The following is a 16,943-nucleotide window of genomic DNA, read 5'->3' as shown; positions in this document are numbered from 1 at the left end:
ACAAAATGAAAGAAATTATTGAAAAATTAGCGAACTTTAAAGATCTATCAAGTGTTGAAATGACAGATGTGATCGAACGCATCGTAACAGGGCGAGTGACAGAAGCACAAATCGCTTCACTTCTTTTAGCCCTCAAGATGAAGGGAGAAACACCTGAAGAAAGAACAGCCCTCGCTCAAGTTATGAGAGGACATGCTCAACACATTCCAACTAATATTCAAGATGCTATGGATAACTGTGGTACGGGTGGAGATAAGTCATTTAGCTTTAACATCTCAACAACTGCTGCCTTTGTCTTGGCAGGTGGTGGCATCCACATGGCTAAACATGGAAATCGTTCTATCTCTTCTAAATCTGGTTCAGCAGATGTCTTGCAAGCTTTGGGAATCAATATTGACCTCAAGCCAGCACAATTGGGTAAGGTATTTGATCAAACAGGAATCGTCTTTCTATTTGCCAAAAACATGCACCCAGCCATGAAATACATTATGCCAGCTCGTTTGGAATTGGGAATTCCAACCATCATGAATTTGACAGGTCCACTGATTCACCCAATGGTCTTGGAAACACAGCTTCTAGGAATCAGTCGTCCAGAACTTCTAGAAAGTACAGCTCAAGTTTTGAAAAACATGGGTCGCAAACGTGCTATCGTAGTAGCTGGTCCAGAAGGATTGGATGAAGCTGGTTTGAATGGAACTACCAGCATTGCCCTTCTTGAAAATGGAGAAATCACTTTGTCAACCTTTACTCCAGAAGATTTGGGTATGGAACGTATTGCTATTGAGGACATTCGTGGCGGAAATGCGCATGAGAATGCAGCCATCCTTGTTAGCGTTCTTAATAACGAACCAAGTCCATTCTTGGAAACAACAGTCTTAAACGCTGGTCTTGGTTTTTATGCCAATGGTAAGGTAGATAGTATCAAAGACGGAGTTGAAATGGCACGCCAAGTGATTGCTAGTGGTAAGGCTCTTGAAAAACTCAGACTATTACAGGAGTACCAAAAATGAGTCAGGAATTTTTGTCACGTATCTTAGAGCAGAAGGCGCGTGAAGTTGAAAAGATGGAACGAGAGGAACTTCAGCCCCTGCGAGAAAGCTATTGTTTGGCTGAATATTTGAAAAACCATCAGGACCGTTTGCAAATTATTGCAGAGGTCAAGAAGGCGAGTCCAAGTATGGGTGATATCAATCTGGATGTGGATATCGTTCAACAGGCCCAGACTTACGAGGCTAACGGCGCTGTTATGATTTCTGTTCTGACAGATGAAGTTTTCTTCAAAGGTCATTTGGATTACCTTCGTGAGATTTCCAGTCAGGTACAGATTCCGACTTTAAACAAGGATTTTATTATCGATGAAAAGCAAATCATCCGAGCTCGCAATGCAGGTGCGACAGTTATCTTGCTCATCGTAGCGGCTTTATCAGAAGAACGCCTCAAGGAACTGTATGACTATGCGACAGAGCTAGGTCTAGAAGTTTTGGTGGAAACTCATAATCTAGCAGAGCTAGAAGTTGCCCACCGTATTGGAGCTCAAATTATCGGTGTGAACAATCGTAATTTGACTACCTTTGAAGTTGACTTGCAGACTAGTGTAGACTTGGCCAAACACTTCAAGGACGATTGCTTGTACATTTCTGAATCTGCTATTTTTACAGAAGCAGATGCGAAACGAGTTGCACCCTACTTTAATGGAATTTTGGTGGGAACAGCCCTCATGCAGGCAGAAAATGTAGCCCAGAGAATCAAGGAGTTGCAGATTGACAAAGGTTAAGATTTGTGGACTATCGACCAAAGAAGCAGTAGAGGTAGCAGTGTCGGCTGGAGCAGACTACATTGGTTTTGTCTTTGCTCCTAGCAAAAGACAGGTGACCTTGGAACAGACTGCGGAGCTGGCAACACTCATTCCTGTTAATGTGAAAAAGGTTGGTGTATTTGTTTCACCAAGTCGGGAAGAATTACTAGAAGCGATTAAAAAGGTTGGTTTGGACTTAGTGCAGGTTCATGGTCAGGTGGCGGATGATTTGTTTGAGGATTTGCCTTGTGCCAGCATTCAGGCTGTGCAGGTGGATGGAGATGGTCACGTGCCCAATTCTCAGGCAGATTATCTCCTCTTTGATGCACCTGTGGCAGGAAGTGGCCGGACCTTTGACTGGGGGCAACTGGATACGACAGATCTATCTCAGTCTTTCTTCATCGCAGGTGGGCTTAATGAGGATAATGTAGAAGAAGCTATTCAACACTTTACCCCCTTTGCAGTAGATGTTTCAAGTGGGGTAGAAACAGACGGACAAAAAGATCATGAAAAGATTAGAAGATTTATAGAGAGGGTAAAACATGGCATATCAAGAACCAAATAAAGAAGGATTTTACGGAAAATTCGGTGGACGTTTTGTTCCAGAAACATTGATGACAGCAGTATTGGAGTTGGAAGAAGCTTATCGTGAAAGTCAGGCAGATCCAAGTTTCCAAGAAGAGTTAAACCAACTTTTGCGCCAGTATGTAGGACGTGAAACACCTCTTTACTACGCAAAAAACTTGACCCAGCATATTGGAGGAGCCAAGATTTACCTCAAACGTGAAGACCTCAACCATACAGGTGCCCACAAGATTAACAATGCCTTGGGACAAGTTCTTCTCGCTAAACGCATGGGCAAAAAGAAAATTATCGCTGAAACTGGTGCCGGTCAGCACGGTGTAGCAACTGCAACTGCTGCAGCCCTTTTCAACATGGAATGTACTATCTATATGGGTGAGGAAGATGTTAAACGCCAAGCCCTCAATGTCTTCCGAATGGAACTTTTGGGAGCCAAGGTGGAAGCTGTAACAGATGGTTCGCGCGTGCTCAAAGACGCGGTCAATGCAGCCCTTCGTTCATGGGTAGCCAACATCGATGATACCCACTATATCCTTGGTTCTGCCTTGGGGCCTCATCCTTTTCCAGAAATTGTGCGTGATTTCCAAAGTGTCATCGGTCGAGAGGCTAAACAACAGTACCGTGACTTGACAGGTCAAGATTTGCCAGATGCCCTAGTAGCTTGTGTTGGTGGTGGTTCGAATGCTATCGGTCTCTTCCATCCATTTGTGGAAGATGAATCTGTAGCTATGTATGGAGCTGAAGCGGCAGGACTTGGTGTGGATACAGAGCATCACGCAGCTACCTTGACCAAGGGTCGTCCGGGTGTTCTTCACGGTTCTCTCATGGATGTTCTCCAAGATGCCCATGGACAAATCTTAGAAGCCTTCTCTATCTCAGCAGGTTTGGACTACCCAGGTATCGGTCCAGAACATTCTCATTACCACGATATCAAGCGTGCGACCTATGTTCCTGTGACAGATGAGGAAGCCTTGGAAGGATTCCAACTCTTGTCTCGTGTGGAAGGGATTATCCCAGCTTTGGAGTCTAGTCACGCTATCGCCTTTGCGGTGAAATTGGCCAAAGAACTTGGTCCAGACAAGTCTATGATTGTCTGTCTATCAGGTCGCGGGGACAAAGATGTGGTTCAAGTCAAGGACCGCTTGGAAGCAGACGCAGCAAAGAAGGGAGAAACTCATGCCTAAGACACTAACAGAAAAACTGAACGCTATTAAAGCAACTAGAAAGGGAATTTTTGTTCCCTATATCATGGCTGGAGACCACGAAAAAGGATTAGATGGTCTCGGTGAAACAATTCATTTTTTAGAAGATTTAGGTGTGTCTGCCATTGAGATAGGAGTTCCCTTTTCGGATCCGGTTGCAGATGGTCCTGTTATCGAAGAAGCAGGCTTGCGCAGTCTAGCTCGCGGAACCTCTACCCAGACTTTGATTGAAACCTTGAAAACCATTGAAACAGAAATTCCGCTTGTCATCATGACCTACTTTAACCCCCTCTTTCAGTACGGTGTGGAGAAATTGGTTAAAGACCTTTCTGATACAGCAGTCAAGGGCTTGATTATTCCAGACCTCCCTCATGAGCATGCTAATTTTGTAGAGCCATATTTGGAGGATACAGACATTGCCTTGATTCCCCTAGTTAGTTTGACAACAGGGATTGAGCGCCAAAAAGAGTTGATTGAAGGGGCAGAAGGCTTCGTCTATGCTGTTGCTATTAATGGGGTGACAGGGAAGTCAGGCAATTATCGAGATGACTTGGACAAGCACTTGTCTCAACTTCATCAAGTGGCTGATATTCCAGTCTTGACAGGATTTGGTGTATCCACACAAGCTGATGTAGAACGGTTCAATGCTGTATCAGACGGTGTTATCGTCGGTTCCAAGATTGTTAAGGCTCTGCATGAAGGGCAAGTGGCAGAAATTGCTGACTTTATCCGAGAAGCAGTAGCTTACCAAAAATAATCACACAAGTAGCAAGCAAGAGGAAGGGCACAAAAGGAAGTCTTTCCTTTTGCTTTAGTAGGAAAAAAGCTAGTATGCCGGTTGTGGAAGCAAATTGAATGAGAATCAGTATTTCGGTAAGACTAAAAACAAGGGCGCAAGAAGCCAGAAAGAGAAAATCACCTGCTCCTATACGGATATCGATAATATGAGCAATGATTCCAAGAATCAAGAAGAAAGCCATGATTAGATTCCAACTAGAGCAAGCCATTAGAAGCAGATGAAAGAAAATCCATACCAGTAAAGGATACTCCTGATGGCGAAAGTCGTAGATGCCCAAGGTCAGACCAGCGCTGATTAGGATGATTTGCCCCAAAGTTAGAAAATCCCAAGAAAAAGCTAAAAAGAGCAGTCCCGAGCACAACTCAAAGAGGGCATACCAGAAAGGATATCGTACCTTGCAATAGCGACAGCGAAAGCGATTGAATATCTGGGACACAATCGGAATCAAATCTAGTGGTCTCAAGCGAGTCTGACAAGAATCACAGTGACTAGCAGGAAAAACGATGGATTTCTCAGGGAAGCGATCGATGACTAAACCTAGAAAGGAAGCAAGAATCGTTCCAACAAGAAAAAAATAAAGATGAATCATACTTATTTATTCGGAAAAAATAAGAGAAAGAGTATAATAGTTGGATAAAGGAGAAATTTTAGGAGCAAATATGAAAATTCACTTTGAAAAAGGACTTCAGTTAGAAAATGCCCAACTCATTTGTCGCTGGTCTAATGCTTTGGGAGAAAGTTTCCAGAAGCAATGGATGGGTCCCAAAATTTCTTACCCCTTGATTGCCCAATCCTTGCAAAAGATGGAAGGGATTTTTTCCATTTTTGTTGGAGAAGAGTTTGTAGGCATCATCCAGAAAATCAAACTAGAAGATAAAAATCTTCATATTGGAAGATTTCTCATAGCTCCACAGAAGCAGGGAAAAGGAGTAGGTAGGAAAGCTTTCCAAGGCTTCGTTCAAGAAATGTTTGAAAATGAAGAAATAGAAAGTATTTCCCTAACGGTTTTTGAGTCAAATCAAAGAGCCAAAAATCTCTACCACAAAGAGGGATTTGAAATTGTTCAAACCATTGAAGTTCCAGAGCGAAAACAGATGATGAAAAAATCTAGATAAGAACTAAATTATACTAGAAACTGTCCCCTTACAATTTTTAATTCTCAAACTTGTTGCAGAGAAATTTTCTTGATAAAATAGATACATGACTAGATATAAAGCTATAATTTCTTATGATGGCTACGCTTTTGCCGGTTTTCAGCGGCAACCTCATGCGCGTAGTGTTCAGGAGGAAATTGAAAAAACTTTAACAAAATTAAATAACGGACAAGCTATTACCATTCATGGTGCTGGGCGAACGGACAGTGGCGTTCATGCTTTAGGACAGGTCATCCACTTTGATCTTCCCTATCAGATGGATGAGGAAAAACTTCGTTTTGCTCTTGATACCCAAAGTCCTGAAGATATCGATGTGATTTCGATTGAGATTGTGGCCGATGATTTTCATTGCCGTTATGCCAAGCACAGCAAGACCTACGAGTTTATCGTAGATAGAGGGCGTCCCAAAAATCCAATGCGTCGTCATTATGCGACTCACTATCCTTATCCACTCGATGTGGAGCGGATGCAGCTTGCTGTAAAAAAACTAGAGGGAACGCATGATTTTACTGGTTTTACAGCATCAGGGACTAGTGTGGAAGACAAGGTAAGAACGATCACGGAAGCTAGTCTTAGGGTTGATGAAACAGGGCAGTTTTTGACCTTTACTTTCTCAGGCAATGGTTTCCTCTATAAACAGATTCGAAATATGGTCGGAACCCTGCTTAAAATTGGTAACAACCGGATGTCGATTGAACAGATTGACCTCATCTTGGAGAAAAAAGATAGACAGTTGGCAGGTCCAACTGCAGCGCCTAATGGTTTGTATTTGAAGGAGATTCGTTATGAAGAATAATCGTATTTTAGCACTTTCAGGAAATGATATTTTTAGTGGTGGTGGATTAGCAGCTGACCTTGCCACCTATACCTTGAATGGTTTGCATGGATTTGTAGCCATGACCTGCTTGACTGCTTTGACAGAAAATGGTTTTGAAGTCTTTCCAACTGATGAAACTATTTTCCAACAACAGTTGGATAGCCTCAAGAGTGTAGACTTTGGAGGGATTAAGATTGGTCTCTTGCCGACAGTCGGTGTTGCTGAGAAAGCCTTGAATTTTATCAAGGAACGTGAAGGAGTTCCAGTAGTCTTGGACCCTGTATTGGTTTGTAAGGAAACGCACGACGTTGCAGTCAGTGAGCTCTGTCAAGAGTTGATTCGCTTTTTCCCTTATGTATCAGTGATTACTCCGAATCTTCCTGAGGCAGAGTTGCTTGCAGACCAAAAGATTGAAACCTTAGAAGATATGAAGGCTGTAGCCAAAAAACTACATGACTTGGGTGCGCCATCAGTGATTATCAAGGGTGGAAATCGCCTCAGTCAGGATAAGGCTGTGGATGTCTTTTATGACGGAGAAAATTACACAATTCTTGAAAATCCAGTCATCCAAGGACAAAATGCTGGTGCTGGATGTACCTTTGCATCAAGTATTGCCAGCCAGTTAGTCAAGGGAGAGGAACTCTTACCAGCAATTGAAAGTTCCAAAGCCTTTGTTTACCGAGCTATTGCCCAAGCAGATCAATATGGAGTGAGACAATATGAAGCAAACCAAAACAAATAAAATCGCCCTAGTATCCATCTTAGCAGCCAGTTCGGTCGTATTGGGGTATTTTATAAAAATCCCGACCCCAACCGGAATTTTTACACTTTTGGACGTTGGAGTCTTCTTCACAGCTTTTTACTTTGGTAGTCATGAAGGAGCCATTGTCGGAGGTTTAGCAGGATTTCTCATTGACCTTATTTCAGGTTATCCTCAGTGGATGTTTTTTAGCTTACTTAATCATGGTTTCCAAGGCTATTTCGCAGGTGTTAAAGGGAAATGGCAATGGCTAGGATTAGTCTTTGCGACTATTTTCATGGTAGCTGGCTATGCTCTAGCATCGGCTTGGATGAATGGTTGGGGAGCAGCCATACCAGAAATCATCCCAAATCTCTTGCAAAATATCGTTGGAATGACTTTAGGATTTCTTCTTTGTCATAGTGTAAAGAGATTCAGATAATCGTGAAAAAGGGAATCCTCTGCAGGAACTATTGAAAAAACTCTGATTATTTGCTAAAATGAAAGCTATGAAAACACTCTATGATGTGCAACAATTTCTCAAACAGTTTGGCATTATTGTCTATATGGGGAAACGTCTCTATGATATTGAGCTAATGAAGATTGAACTATCTCGAATTTATGATGCTGGCTTGATGGACAAGCTGGATTATTTAGAAGCGGAAGCTGTTCTTCGTAGAGAGCACAAACTAGAATTAGACTATTTAGAAAAAAATGGAGATTAAGTATTATGGTAACTTGGGTATTATGGGGACTTGTCGTAGCGATGTTGGCATGGATGGGATACAACTATCTTCGCATTCGTCGAGCAGCGAAAATCGTAGACAATGCAGAGTTTGAGTCTTTGATTCGTATAGGTCAGTTGATTGACTTGCGTGATCCAGCTGACTTCCACAGAAAACATATCCTCGGAGCTCGTAATATCCCTTCAAATCAATTGAAGACAAGTCTCGCAGCGCTTCGCAAGGATAAGCCTGTTCTTCTCTATGAAAATCAACGTGCGCAACGTGTCACAAATGCAGCGCTTTTCTTGAAAAAACAAGGTTTCTCAGAAATCTATATCCTTTCTTACGGATTGGATTCTTGGACAGGAAAGGTGAAATCTAATTAACAATGTGAAAAAAACTTGTCACATATGTTTAATATAGATACCGATTTTTTATGGTATAATAATTTATATAAATTTTAAGGAGTTTTTATTATGCAAGAAAAGAAAAAAGCATCGCTTGTTTTAGGTATCCTATCTATCGTCCTTGGTTTGTTATCTCCAATCGTCGGTCTGATTTTGGGTATCATTGGATTAGTATTGGGGAATTCACACCAAAATCAATCTGGACTAAATTATAAAACAGAAAAAATTCTCAATATCGTAGGGATTGTTATTTCAGTCCTTAACTGGATTGCAGGAGTCATTTTGATGATGCACTAATCAGGATTCTAACAAAAAAGCTTTATTTTTAAAGCTTTTTTGTTTTACCCATTTTTCGTTAAGTGGTTTTTAATCATTTCTAATTTTTTGATTAGGGATAGTCACAGAGTGGAAATACATGTTATCTAATAGATATAGCCAACACCTATGGTATAATGATTGCGTAATAAATTTAAGGGTTTTTTTGAAAATGCAAGAAAAGAAAAAAGCCTCACTTGTTTTAGGTATCCTATCTATCGTCCTTGGTTTGTTATCTCCAGTCGTAGGTCTTATTTTGGGTATCGTTGGACTTGTTTTGGCTAATTCGCACGAAAAACAATCTGAACTAGTGTATAAAACAGAAAAAATTCTCAATATCGTAGGGATTGTCATTTCTGTACTTAACTGGATTGCAGCCCTCGTAATGATTTTTGGCTAATCAAAAACAAAAAAGCTTTAGTTTTAAAGCTTTTTTGTTTTATCCACTTTTCTCTAAGTAGTTTTTAATAATTTTCAATTCCTCTTGATTCAAGAGTCGGTATTGACCTTCTGCTAGGTCAGGATCTAATAGAAAATCTCCGAACTGAACTCGTTTGAGGGCAGTGACCTTGACACCAACTGAGAGGAACATTTTCTTGATCTGATGAAATTTCCCTTCAGAGATGGTGATGGTGGCTCGGCTGATACTAGGACTTGAAGATAGAATCTCAAGCTGAGCAGGTTTACAAATAGTTCCATCAAGAAAGACAATCCCGTTTTTGAACTGCTGGATGTGATCTGGTGTGAGCAAGCCGTTCACCTCAACTTGATAAGTTTTATCGACATGATATTGAGGGTGGAGAAGTTGAAAACCTAGAGGGCCATTGTTTGTTAAGAGGAGGAGCCCTGTCGTATCTCGATCTAGCCGACCGATAGCATAGAGTTGGTCTGATTGGAGCTGTTGAGGTAGTAAGTCCATAACCGTTGGGAGCTTCTTGTCCTTGCTTGCTGTCACGACACCATTTGGTTTGTGAAGCATGAGATAGGTGTGCTCATATCCTTGGATTTTTCTACCCTGAAAAATCAACTCTTGTAATCCCGTATCAACATTCTGTGCAAGGGTAGTAGCAGGGACTCCATCTACTAAGATTTCTTTTTTTAGGAGAGCCTGTTTCATGGCTTTTCGACTGATTTTTTCCTGGGCTAATAAATTATCTAAACGCATACCAGCCTATCTTATCACAAGTCGGGATTTTTGAAAAGAAAAGATAAGTCATGAATTTTCTTTTGAAAACATTTACACTTACTTGAGTTAAGTCATTTGCTTAAAATTGTGGTATAATTGCTCAGTTAGAAAATAAATTTTTGAATATAACAGAGGAAATCATGACAAAATTAAGAGAAGATATCCGTAATATCGCGATTATCGCCCACGTCGACCACGGGAAAACAACCCTCGTTGACGAATTATTAAAACAATCTGAAACTCTTGATGCGCGTACAGAATTAGCTGAACGTGCAATGGACTCAAACGATATTGAAAAAGAGCGTGGAATTACCATCCTTGCGAAGAATACAGCAGTTGCCTACAACGGAACTCGTATCAATATCATGGACACACCAGGACACGCGGACTTCGGTGGAGAAGTTGAACGTATCATGAAAATGGTTGATGGTGTAGTCTTAGTAGTGGATTCTTACGAAGGTACTATGCCTCAAACTCGTTTCGTATTGAAAAAAGCTTTGGAACAAGACCTTGTCCCAATCGTTGTTATCAATAAAATTGACAAACCATCAGCTCGTCCAGCAGAAGTAGTGGATGAAGTTTTGGAACTCTTCATCGAGCTTGGTGCAGATGATGATCAGCTTGACTTCCCAGTAGTCTATGCTTCAGCAATCAACGGAACATCTTCATTGTCAGATGATCCAGCCGACCAAGAAAAGACTATGGCGCCAATCTTTGATACCATTATTGATCACATTCCAGCTCCAATCGATAACTCAGATGAGCCACTTCAATTCCAAGTGTCACTCTTGGACTACAATGATTTCGTTGGTCGTATCGGTATCGGACGTGTCTTCCGTGGTACAGTTAAGGTTGGGGACCAAGTTACTCTTTCTAAATTGGATGGTACAACTAAGAACTTTCGTGTTACAAAACTCTTTGGTTTCTTTGGTTTGGAACGTCGTGAAATCCAAGAAGCTAAGGCTGGTGACTTGATTGCCGTATCTGGTATGGAAGATATCTTCGTTGGGGAAACAATCACTCCAACAGATGCAGTTGAAGCTCTTCCAGTTCTTCACATCGACGAACCTACTCTTCAAATGACCTTCTTGGTCAACAACTCACCATTTGCTGGTCGTGAAGGGAAATGGGTGACTTCTCGTAAGGTTGAAGAGCGCTTGCAAGCAGAATTGCAAACAGACGTTTCTCTTCGTGTAGATCCAACGGACTCACCAGATAAATGGACAGTTTCAGGACGTGGGGAATTGCACTTGTCAATTCTTATTGAAACGATGCGCCGTGAAGGCTATGAGCTTCAAGTATCTCGTCCAGAAGTTATCGTTAAAGAAATTGACGGTGTGAAGTGCGAGCCATTTGAGCGCGTGCAAATCGATACTCCAGAAGAATACCAAGGATCTGTTATCCAAAGCCTTTCTGAGCGTAAGGGTGAAATGTTGGATATGATTGCAACAGGTAACGGTCAAACTCGTTTGGTCTTCCTTGTTCCTGCGCGTGGTTTGATTGGATACTCAACTGAGTTCTTGTCAATGACACGTGGTTACGGGATCATGAACCATACCTTCGACCAATACTTGCCATTGATTCCAGGAGAAATTGGTGGACGTCACCGTGGTGCTCTCGTTTCTATCGATGCTGGTAAAGCAACAACCTACTCAATCATGTCGATCGAAGAACGTGGTACTATCTTTGTCAACCCAGGTACTGAGGTTTACGAAGGAATGATCATCGGTGAAAACTCTCGTGAAAATGACTTGACTGTTAATATCACGAAGGCAAAACAAATGACTAACGTTCGTTCTGCTACTAAGGACCAAACAGCGGTTATCAAAACTCCTCGTATCTTGACACTTGAAGAATCACTTGAGTTCTTGAATGACGATGAGTACATGGAAGTAACGCCTGAATCGATTCGTTTGCGTAAACAAATCCTTAACAAGGCAGAGCGTGAGAAAGCAAACAAAAAGAAAAAATCAGCTGAATAAGAGCTAGAAAGAGATAAAGATGGTCTATTTAATCATAGGGATACTCTTATTATTACTCTATGTATTTGCGACACCTCAAAGTATCAAGGGGACGGTCAATGTTGTAATATTAGTCTTTGGACTTGTTGCCCTCGTAATCTTGTTGCTCTTGTCTGCCCTACAGATTTTCCAACTTCCAGCAGAAATCTTTATTACATTGGGAATGCTGGCTCTTACTTACTTTAGTTTGAGAGACATCAGTCTCATGTCGATTCGAAAGAAGCGCGAAAATTAAATCTATTCATAACAAAAAACTTCTATCAGCAACTGAGTTGCCGATAGAAGTTTTTATTTGTTACTGTTTTTGTCAGAATAACGGTTGTAGAAATCTACTTTTATCTGGATAAAATGCTCTAATTCACGAAATAGTTGTAATAGGGTTGCCCGTGTCTCAAATTCTTCTCTAGTTTTAGGGAGAGATCGATTGCGAAACACCTCTAGGTAGCTCTCAATATCATTCAATAAGTTGTAAGCTGGATTTGTCTGACTCAATTGGCTAGCTGTTTTTGAAAAGAGCTGAGCGACAATCAAACTCTCACTAGCGGCTAGTTGGCATGTGTTGATCTGTTGAGCCATATTTCTTAAGATACGAGTTTGTCTTTGTCGCATCTCAAAGTAGTGGATATGATAATCTGTCTGGTGAAAGAGATGGTCAGAGTGATCGAGGTAAACTAACTTAAGAGCATCCTCAAGTAGTTGATCAAGTTCGTTGACTAGTTGAGCTTGATTTCGACCATCCCCTCTTTTTAAGTAGTAAGCTAAGCGTAGAAGGACATCTCTGAGTTTTTCTTCAACAAGCGTATGATAATGTTGAATTTCTTTTTCACGTGAAGGCATGTAGAGATTGACCAGAAGTGCAAAGCCAGTACCGATTAGGAAGAGTAAGAGCTCATTCAGTAAAAGTGCTGGTGCTGTTGATTGTTGGATTAAGAGATGGCTAACCAAGACGCTACTTGGAGTAATTCCAATTTCCCAACCCAGTTTATAGGCTAGGGGAACATAGATTGCTAAGTAAAGTCCAAAGCTCCAAATATGATAGCCAGTTAGTTGAAAAGCAATGACGCCAACTAGGAGAGCTAGAAGAGTTGAAAAAAGACGATTGCGGGCTAGCTTGATCGTGCTTCTTCGAGTATCAGAAAGACTCAAGATAGCAATGATACCAGCTGAAACAGCTGATGACAAATCAAAAAAGTAAGCTAGTAAACAAGCAAAACAAGTTGCTAGGACTAGTTTAAGAGTGCGTTGTGTGATAGACATAGAATACTTTCCTTGAGATAAATGCTTTAAAGTTTTGGTAGTAGATGAGGTAGAAAGGTCTATTCCAAGAGAGTTATTGAGAAAATAATTTGTTCTCCATGTAGTGGTTTGATTATAGTATAAATATGTTTTGAAATCAAGTGAATCTAATAATAGTATAGGCAGAATGAATATTTATGAAGCCAGACACAACTTCGTTTTGTGGTATAATAATTAGAAAGGAGTTTTACATGCAAGAATTTTTTAAAAGTTATTTTAATAAGCTAGATTTAACAACGGTATTTGAGAATCTTTTAACGAAAGTGATTTCTCTTTTAATTTTATTTGTGCTATTTTACATAGCTAAACAGCTTCTCCACGCAGCTGTCAAGAAAATTGTCAAGCCTTCACTTAAGTATTCAAATCGTGATGCAGGACGACAAAAGACAATCTCGCGTTTATTAGAAAATATTTTTAATTACACCCTTTATTTCTTTTTAGTTTACTGCATTTTGTCTATCCTAGGACTTCCTGTATCCAGTTTACTAGCTGGTGCTGGGATTGCCGGGGTTGCAATTGGTATGGGAGCCCAGGGCTTCTTATCAGATGTTATCAATGGCTTCTTTATTCTCTTTGAACGCCAGTTGGATGTAGGGGATGAAGTTGTTTTGACAAATGGTCCCATTACTGTATCGGGAAAAGTAGTTAGTGTCGGAATTCGAACCACTCAACTAAGAGGTGAAGACCAGGCTCTCCACTTTGTTCCCAACCGTAATATTACTGTGGTTAGCAATTTTTCAAGAGATGAGTTGAACTGAAATTTTACTTGATTTATGGTACAATAGAGGGAGTTTGGTAAAGGAGAAACGATGTTTTTAGATGAGCAATTAGGAAATGGTTGTGTTTGGATCAATCTAGATGTAGAAAAAATTAAAAATCTTGAAGATTTATCTGAAATCTACGGATTGGATAAGGAAACCATCGAATATGCGCTGGATAAAAATGAACGTGCCCATATGGATTACAACCGTGAGAATGGGACTGTGACCTTTATCTACAATGTTCTGGATTTAGAAAAGGACAAGGATTACTATGAAGCGATTCCCATGACCTTTATCGTTGAAAACAAACGAATGATTACCATCAGCAACCATAAGAATGCTTATGTCATTGATCAGATGTTAGCTTATCTGGATAGCCATGAGTTGCTTTCTATTTACAAATTTCTTTTTGCTAGTCTAGAAATCATTAGTAACGCCTATTATCCAATCATTGAAAAGATGGATAAGAGTAAAGATGAAGTCAACAGCTTACTTCGTCAGAGAACAACAAAGAAAAATCTCTTCGCCCTCTCTGACTTGGAGACTGGTATGGTTTACTTAACAGCAGCGGCAAAACAAAATCGACTCCTCTTAGAACATATCCAGGGCCATGCTCTTTATCGGAGATTTAATGAAGTCGAACGAGAGCAGTTTGATGATGCAATGATTGAAGCCCATCAGTTGGTGTCTATGACAGACTTGATTTCTCAAGTCTTGCAACAACTCTCATCTTCTTACAACAACATCCTAAACAATAACCTGAATGATAGTTTGACAGTTTTGACTATTATCTCCGTCTTACTAGCAGTACTTGCGGTTATTACAGGTTTCTTCGGAATGAATGTTCCTCTACCATTTACAGAAGAGCCAAATGCTTGGATTTATATCCTAATGGCTAGCTTGATTTTATGGGCAGCCTTATCTCAATGGCTGAAGAAAATTACTAGAAAATAAAAGAGAAGGAGCCAGAATGGCGATTGAAAATTACATGCCAGATTTTGCTGTGGAAGCAGTTTATGATTTGACAGTCCAAAGCCTGAAAAACCAAGGGATCAAAGCTGTTTTGGTGGATTTGGACAACACTCTGATTGCTTGGAATAACCCTGATGGGACTCCAGAAATGAAGCAGTGGTTACATGACCTTCGTGATGCTGGTATTCGCATTATCGTAGTGTCTAACAACTCTAAAAAACGAGTTCAACGTGCGGTTGAAAAATTTGGGATTGACTATGTTTATTGGGCTTTGAAGCCCTTTACTTTCGGGATTGATCGTGCCATGAAGGAATTCCACTATGAGAAAAACGAAGTGGTCATGGTTGGAGATCAGCTCATGACGGATATTCGAGCGGCTCACCGAGCAGGGATTCGTTCGATTTTGGTCAAACCCTTGGTCCAGCACGACTCTATCAAAACGAAGTTTAACCGCGCTCGTGAGCGCCGTGTCATGAAACAAATCACTGAAAAGTACGGGCCTATCACATATAAAAAAGGAATCTAACTATGGAAGAAATTCTCTGTATTGGTTGTGGAGCAACCATTCAGACGACAGATAAGACTGGTCTTGGTTTTACACCTCAGTCAGCACTCGAAAAAGGTTTGGAAACTGGTGAAGTTTATTGCCAACGTTGTTTCCGTCTTCGTCATTACAATGAAATCACAGATGTCCAGTTGACGGATGATGATTTCCTAAAACTCTTGCACGAGGTAGGAGACAGTGATGCCTTAGTAGTGAACGTCATCGATATCTTTGACTTTAATGGCTCTGTTATCCCAGGCTTGCCTCGTTTTGTATCAGGCAACGATGTTCTCTTGGTTGGAAATAAAAAAGACATCCTTCCTAAGTCTGTTAAGCCTGGTAAGGTTAGTCAATGGCTCATGGAACGTGCCCATGAAGAAGGTCTACGTCCTGTTGACGTCGTTCTGACTTCAGCCCAAAACAAACATGCTATCAAGGAAGTCATTGATAAAATTGAGCACTATCGTAAGGGTCGTGACGTCTATGTAGTTGGGGTTACCAATGTTGGGAAATCAACTCTTATCAATGCTATTATCCAGGAAATTACGGGTGACCAGGACGTCATCACAACCTCACGTTTCCCAGGGACAACCTTAGATAAGATTGAAATCCCGCTCGATGATGGTTCTTATATCTATGATACGCCTGGAATTATCCACCGCCATCAGATGGCTCACTACTTGACGGCTAAAAATCTCAAGTATGTCAGTCCTAAAAAGGAAATTAAACCTAAAACCTATCAGCTCAATCCTGAGCAAACTCTCTTTTTAGGAGGTTTGGGACGCTTTGATTTCATTGCAGGAGAAAAGCAAGGATTTACAGCTTTCTTTGACAATGAACTCAAACTTCATCGTACCAAGCTAGAAGGGGCTAGCGCCTTTTATGATAAGCACCTGGGAACCCTTCTAACACCACCAAATAGCAAAGAAAAAGAAGATTTTCCAAAACTAGTCCAACATGTCTTTACTATCAAGGATAAGACAGACCTCGTTATCTCAGGACTAGGCTGGATCCGTGTAACAGGAACTGCAAAAGTAGCCGTCTGGGCACCAGAAGGCGTCGCAGTCGTCACACGAAAAGCCATTATTTAAAATAAAATTACTGAGCGAACAAAGTGAGCTCATGTAGAGATAGTTATTGCCGTGGTGTGATTGCCAATCTACAGATTGGCAAGGGGCGCAATTGAGACCTAGGCTCAATTGTGAGGTCAGGAAATCCATTTTTCAAAGATGAAATCTTTGGGAAATTAGTTCCGACCGTCCCCCACCACCTAAAATAACTATCAAAAAAGGAAGAAAATATGTCATTAACATCGAAACAACGTGCCTTCCTCAACAGCCAGGCACACACCCTCAAACCCATCATCCAAATCGGGAAAAATGGACTCAACGACCAAATCAAAACCAGCGTTCGTCAGGCACTTGATGCCCGCGAATTGATCAAGGTTACTCTCTTGCAAAACACAGATGAAAACATCCACGAAGTAGCTGAAATCTTGGAAGAAGAAATCGGCGTGGATACAGTCCAAAAAATCGGACGTATCTTGATTTTGTATAAACAATCAAGCAAGAAGGAAAATCGCAAGATTTCTAAAAAAGTTAAAGAAATCTAAGAATGATACTCCAAAA

23 protein-coding genes are annotated in these 16,943 nt (G+C 40.8%); 20 read left to right on the top strand and 3 right to left on the bottom strand.

Annotated features, from left to right (window positions below):
* Positions 1-5 precede the first annotated feature (5 nt).
* From trpD to trpA, 5 genes are read left to right on the top strand one after another with little or no spacing between them, the layout of a single operon-like run.
* Positions 6-1,010 carry an anthranilate phosphoribosyltransferase gene (gene trpD, locus ACWPVF_RS07020; protein ID WP_414307651.1) on the top strand — a complete coding sequence of 335 codons (1,005 nt, stop codon included), beginning with the start codon at positions 6-8 and terminating at the stop codon, positions 1,008-1,010.
* The gene (gene trpC / locus ACWPVF_RS07015) at positions 1,007-1,774 is read left to right on the top strand and encodes an indole-3-glycerol phosphate synthase TrpC (RefSeq protein ID WP_414307650.1); all 768 of its coding nucleotides are present in this window, start codon (positions 1,007-1,009) and stop codon (positions 1,772-1,774) included. The genes trpD and trpC overlap by 4 nt, the downstream gene beginning before the upstream one ends.
* Positions 1,761-2,360: a phosphoribosylanthranilate isomerase gene (locus tag ACWPVF_RS07010; RefSeq protein ID WP_414307649.1), complete on the top strand. Its 600-nt coding sequence runs from the start codon at positions 1,761-1,763 to the stop codon at positions 2,358-2,360. The genes trpC and ACWPVF_RS07010 overlap by 14 nt, the downstream gene beginning before the upstream one ends.
* A complete protein-coding gene (trpB, locus tag ACWPVF_RS07005) occupies positions 2,338-3,561 on the top strand; it encodes a tryptophan synthase subunit beta (protein ID WP_414307648.1) in 1,224 nt (407 codons plus the stop codon). The genes ACWPVF_RS07010 and trpB overlap by 23 nt, the downstream gene beginning before the upstream one ends.
* A complete protein-coding gene (gene trpA, locus ACWPVF_RS07000; protein WP_414307647.1) occupies positions 3,554-4,336 on the top strand; it encodes a tryptophan synthase subunit alpha in 783 nt (260 codons plus the stop codon). The genes trpB and trpA overlap by 8 nt, the downstream gene beginning before the upstream one ends.
* Here trpA and ACWPVF_RS06995 read toward each other — a convergent pair.
* Positions 4,305-4,967, bottom strand: coding sequence for a prepilin peptidase (locus ACWPVF_RS06995; RefSeq protein ID WP_414307646.1), 663 nt, complete (start codon positions 4,965-4,967; stop codon positions 4,305-4,307). The genes trpA and ACWPVF_RS06995 overlap by 32 nt on opposite strands.
* A 70-nt stretch (positions 4,968-5,037) precedes the next feature.
* Between ACWPVF_RS06995 and ACWPVF_RS06990 the strand changes: the two genes are divergently transcribed.
* The 8 genes from ACWPVF_RS06990 to ACWPVF_RS06955 all read left to right on the top strand — a co-directional run bounded on the left by ACWPVF_RS06990 (position 5,038) and on the right by ACWPVF_RS06955 (position 8,935).
* Positions 5,038-5,493: a GNAT family N-acetyltransferase gene (locus ACWPVF_RS06990; protein WP_045615562.1), complete on the top strand. Its 456-nt coding sequence runs from the start codon at positions 5,038-5,040 to the stop codon at positions 5,491-5,493.
* Between the two features lie 85 nt (positions 5,494-5,578).
* The gene (gene truA / locus ACWPVF_RS06985) at positions 5,579-6,328 is read left to right on the top strand and encodes a tRNA pseudouridine(38-40) synthase TruA (protein WP_045615276.1); all 750 of its coding nucleotides are present in this window, start codon (positions 5,579-5,581) and stop codon (positions 6,326-6,328) included.
* On the top strand, positions 6,318-7,091 hold the full coding sequence (locus ACWPVF_RS06980; RefSeq protein ID WP_454385396.1) for a bifunctional hydroxymethylpyrimidine kinase/phosphomethylpyrimidine kinase: 774 nt from the start codon (positions 6,318-6,320) through the stop codon (positions 7,089-7,091). Before truA ends, ACWPVF_RS06980 begins: the two co-directional genes overlap by 11 nt.
* Positions 7,069-7,530 carry an ECF transporter S component gene (locus ACWPVF_RS06975; protein WP_454385394.1) on the top strand — a complete coding sequence of 154 codons (462 nt, stop codon included), beginning with the start codon at positions 7,069-7,071 and terminating at the stop codon, positions 7,528-7,530. Before ACWPVF_RS06980 ends, ACWPVF_RS06975 begins: the two co-directional genes overlap by 23 nt.
* A 58-nt stretch (positions 7,531-7,588) precedes the next feature.
* Entirely contained in the window at positions 7,589-7,813 is a 225-nt protein-coding gene (locus tag ACWPVF_RS06970) for a YqgQ family protein (RefSeq protein ID WP_000646475.1), read from the top strand.
* A gap of 5 nt (positions 7,814-7,818) precedes the next feature.
* Positions 7,819-8,199: a rhodanese-like domain-containing protein gene (locus ACWPVF_RS06965; protein WP_045615282.1), complete on the top strand. Its 381-nt coding sequence runs from the start codon at positions 7,819-7,821 to the stop codon at positions 8,197-8,199.
* A 90-nt stretch (positions 8,200-8,289) separates the two neighbouring features.
* Entirely contained in the window at positions 8,290-8,517 is a 228-nt protein-coding gene (locus ACWPVF_RS06960; protein ID WP_006149827.1) for a hypothetical protein, read from the top strand.
* Positions 8,518-8,707: 190 nt separating this feature from the next.
* On the top strand, positions 8,708-8,935 hold the full coding sequence (locus ACWPVF_RS06955; protein ID WP_454385391.1) for a DUF4190 domain-containing protein: 228 nt from the start codon (positions 8,708-8,710) through the stop codon (positions 8,933-8,935).
* Between the two features lie 39 nt (positions 8,936-8,974).
* On the opposite strand, the gene ACWPVF_RS06950 is transcribed toward ACWPVF_RS06955, so the two are convergent.
* Entirely contained in the window at positions 8,975-9,700 is a 726-nt protein-coding gene (locus ACWPVF_RS06950; protein ID WP_454385389.1) for a pseudouridine synthase, read from the bottom strand.
* A 161-nt stretch (positions 9,701-9,861) separates the two neighbouring features.
* Between ACWPVF_RS06950 and typA the strand changes: the two genes are divergently transcribed.
* Positions 9,862-11,703 carry a translational GTPase TypA gene (gene typA, locus ACWPVF_RS06945; RefSeq protein WP_006148957.1) on the top strand — a complete coding sequence of 614 codons (1,842 nt, stop codon included), beginning with the start codon at positions 9,862-9,864 and terminating at the stop codon, positions 11,701-11,703.
* A 19-nt stretch (positions 11,704-11,722) separates the two neighbouring features.
* Positions 11,723-11,977, top strand: coding sequence for a DUF3165 family protein (locus ACWPVF_RS06940; RefSeq protein ID WP_004251425.1), 255 nt, complete (start codon positions 11,723-11,725; stop codon positions 11,975-11,977).
* 53 nt (positions 11,978-12,030) lie between these two features.
* On the opposite strand, the gene ACWPVF_RS06935 is transcribed toward ACWPVF_RS06940, so the two are convergent.
* Positions 12,031-12,999, bottom strand: a complete 969-nt coding sequence (locus ACWPVF_RS06935; RefSeq protein WP_454385387.1) for an aromatic acid exporter family protein — start codon at positions 12,997-12,999, stop codon at positions 12,031-12,033.
* Between the two features lie 230 nt (positions 13,000-13,229).
* On the opposite strand from ACWPVF_RS06935, the gene ACWPVF_RS06930 reads away from it, so the two are divergent.
* The 5 genes from ACWPVF_RS06930 (at position 13,230) to yhbY (ending at position 16,927) form a co-directional block, all read left to right on the top strand.
* A complete protein-coding gene (locus ACWPVF_RS06930) occupies positions 13,230-13,796 on the top strand; it encodes a mechanosensitive ion channel family protein (RefSeq protein WP_006152683.1) in 567 nt (188 codons plus the stop codon).
* A gap of 51 nt (positions 13,797-13,847) precedes the next feature.
* Positions 13,848-14,753, top strand: a complete 906-nt coding sequence (locus ACWPVF_RS06925; protein WP_004251417.1) for a magnesium transporter CorA family protein — start codon at positions 13,848-13,850, stop codon at positions 14,751-14,753.
* A 16-nt stretch (positions 14,754-14,769) separates the two neighbouring features.
* Positions 14,770-15,297 (top strand): YqeG family HAD IIIA-type phosphatase, encoded by a 528-nt coding sequence (locus ACWPVF_RS06920; RefSeq protein WP_049494311.1) that lies wholly within the window; start codon positions 14,770-14,772, stop codon positions 15,295-15,297.
* A 2-nt stretch (positions 15,298-15,299) separates the two neighbouring features.
* Positions 15,300-16,406, top strand: coding sequence for a ribosome biogenesis GTPase YqeH (yqeH, locus tag ACWPVF_RS06915; protein ID WP_254726830.1), 1,107 nt, complete (start codon positions 15,300-15,302; stop codon positions 16,404-16,406).
* Positions 16,407-16,615: 209 nt separating this feature from the next.
* The gene (gene yhbY / locus ACWPVF_RS06910) at positions 16,616-16,927 is read left to right on the top strand and encodes a ribosome assembly RNA-binding protein YhbY (RefSeq protein WP_000060171.1); all 312 of its coding nucleotides are present in this window, start codon (positions 16,616-16,618) and stop codon (positions 16,925-16,927) included.
* The last annotated feature ends 16 nt before the right edge of the window (positions 16,928-16,943 follow it).

Source organism: Streptococcus sp. Marseille-Q7087 (assembly GCF_965111935.1).
This window is presented reverse-complemented; position numbering and strand designations above follow the sequence as displayed.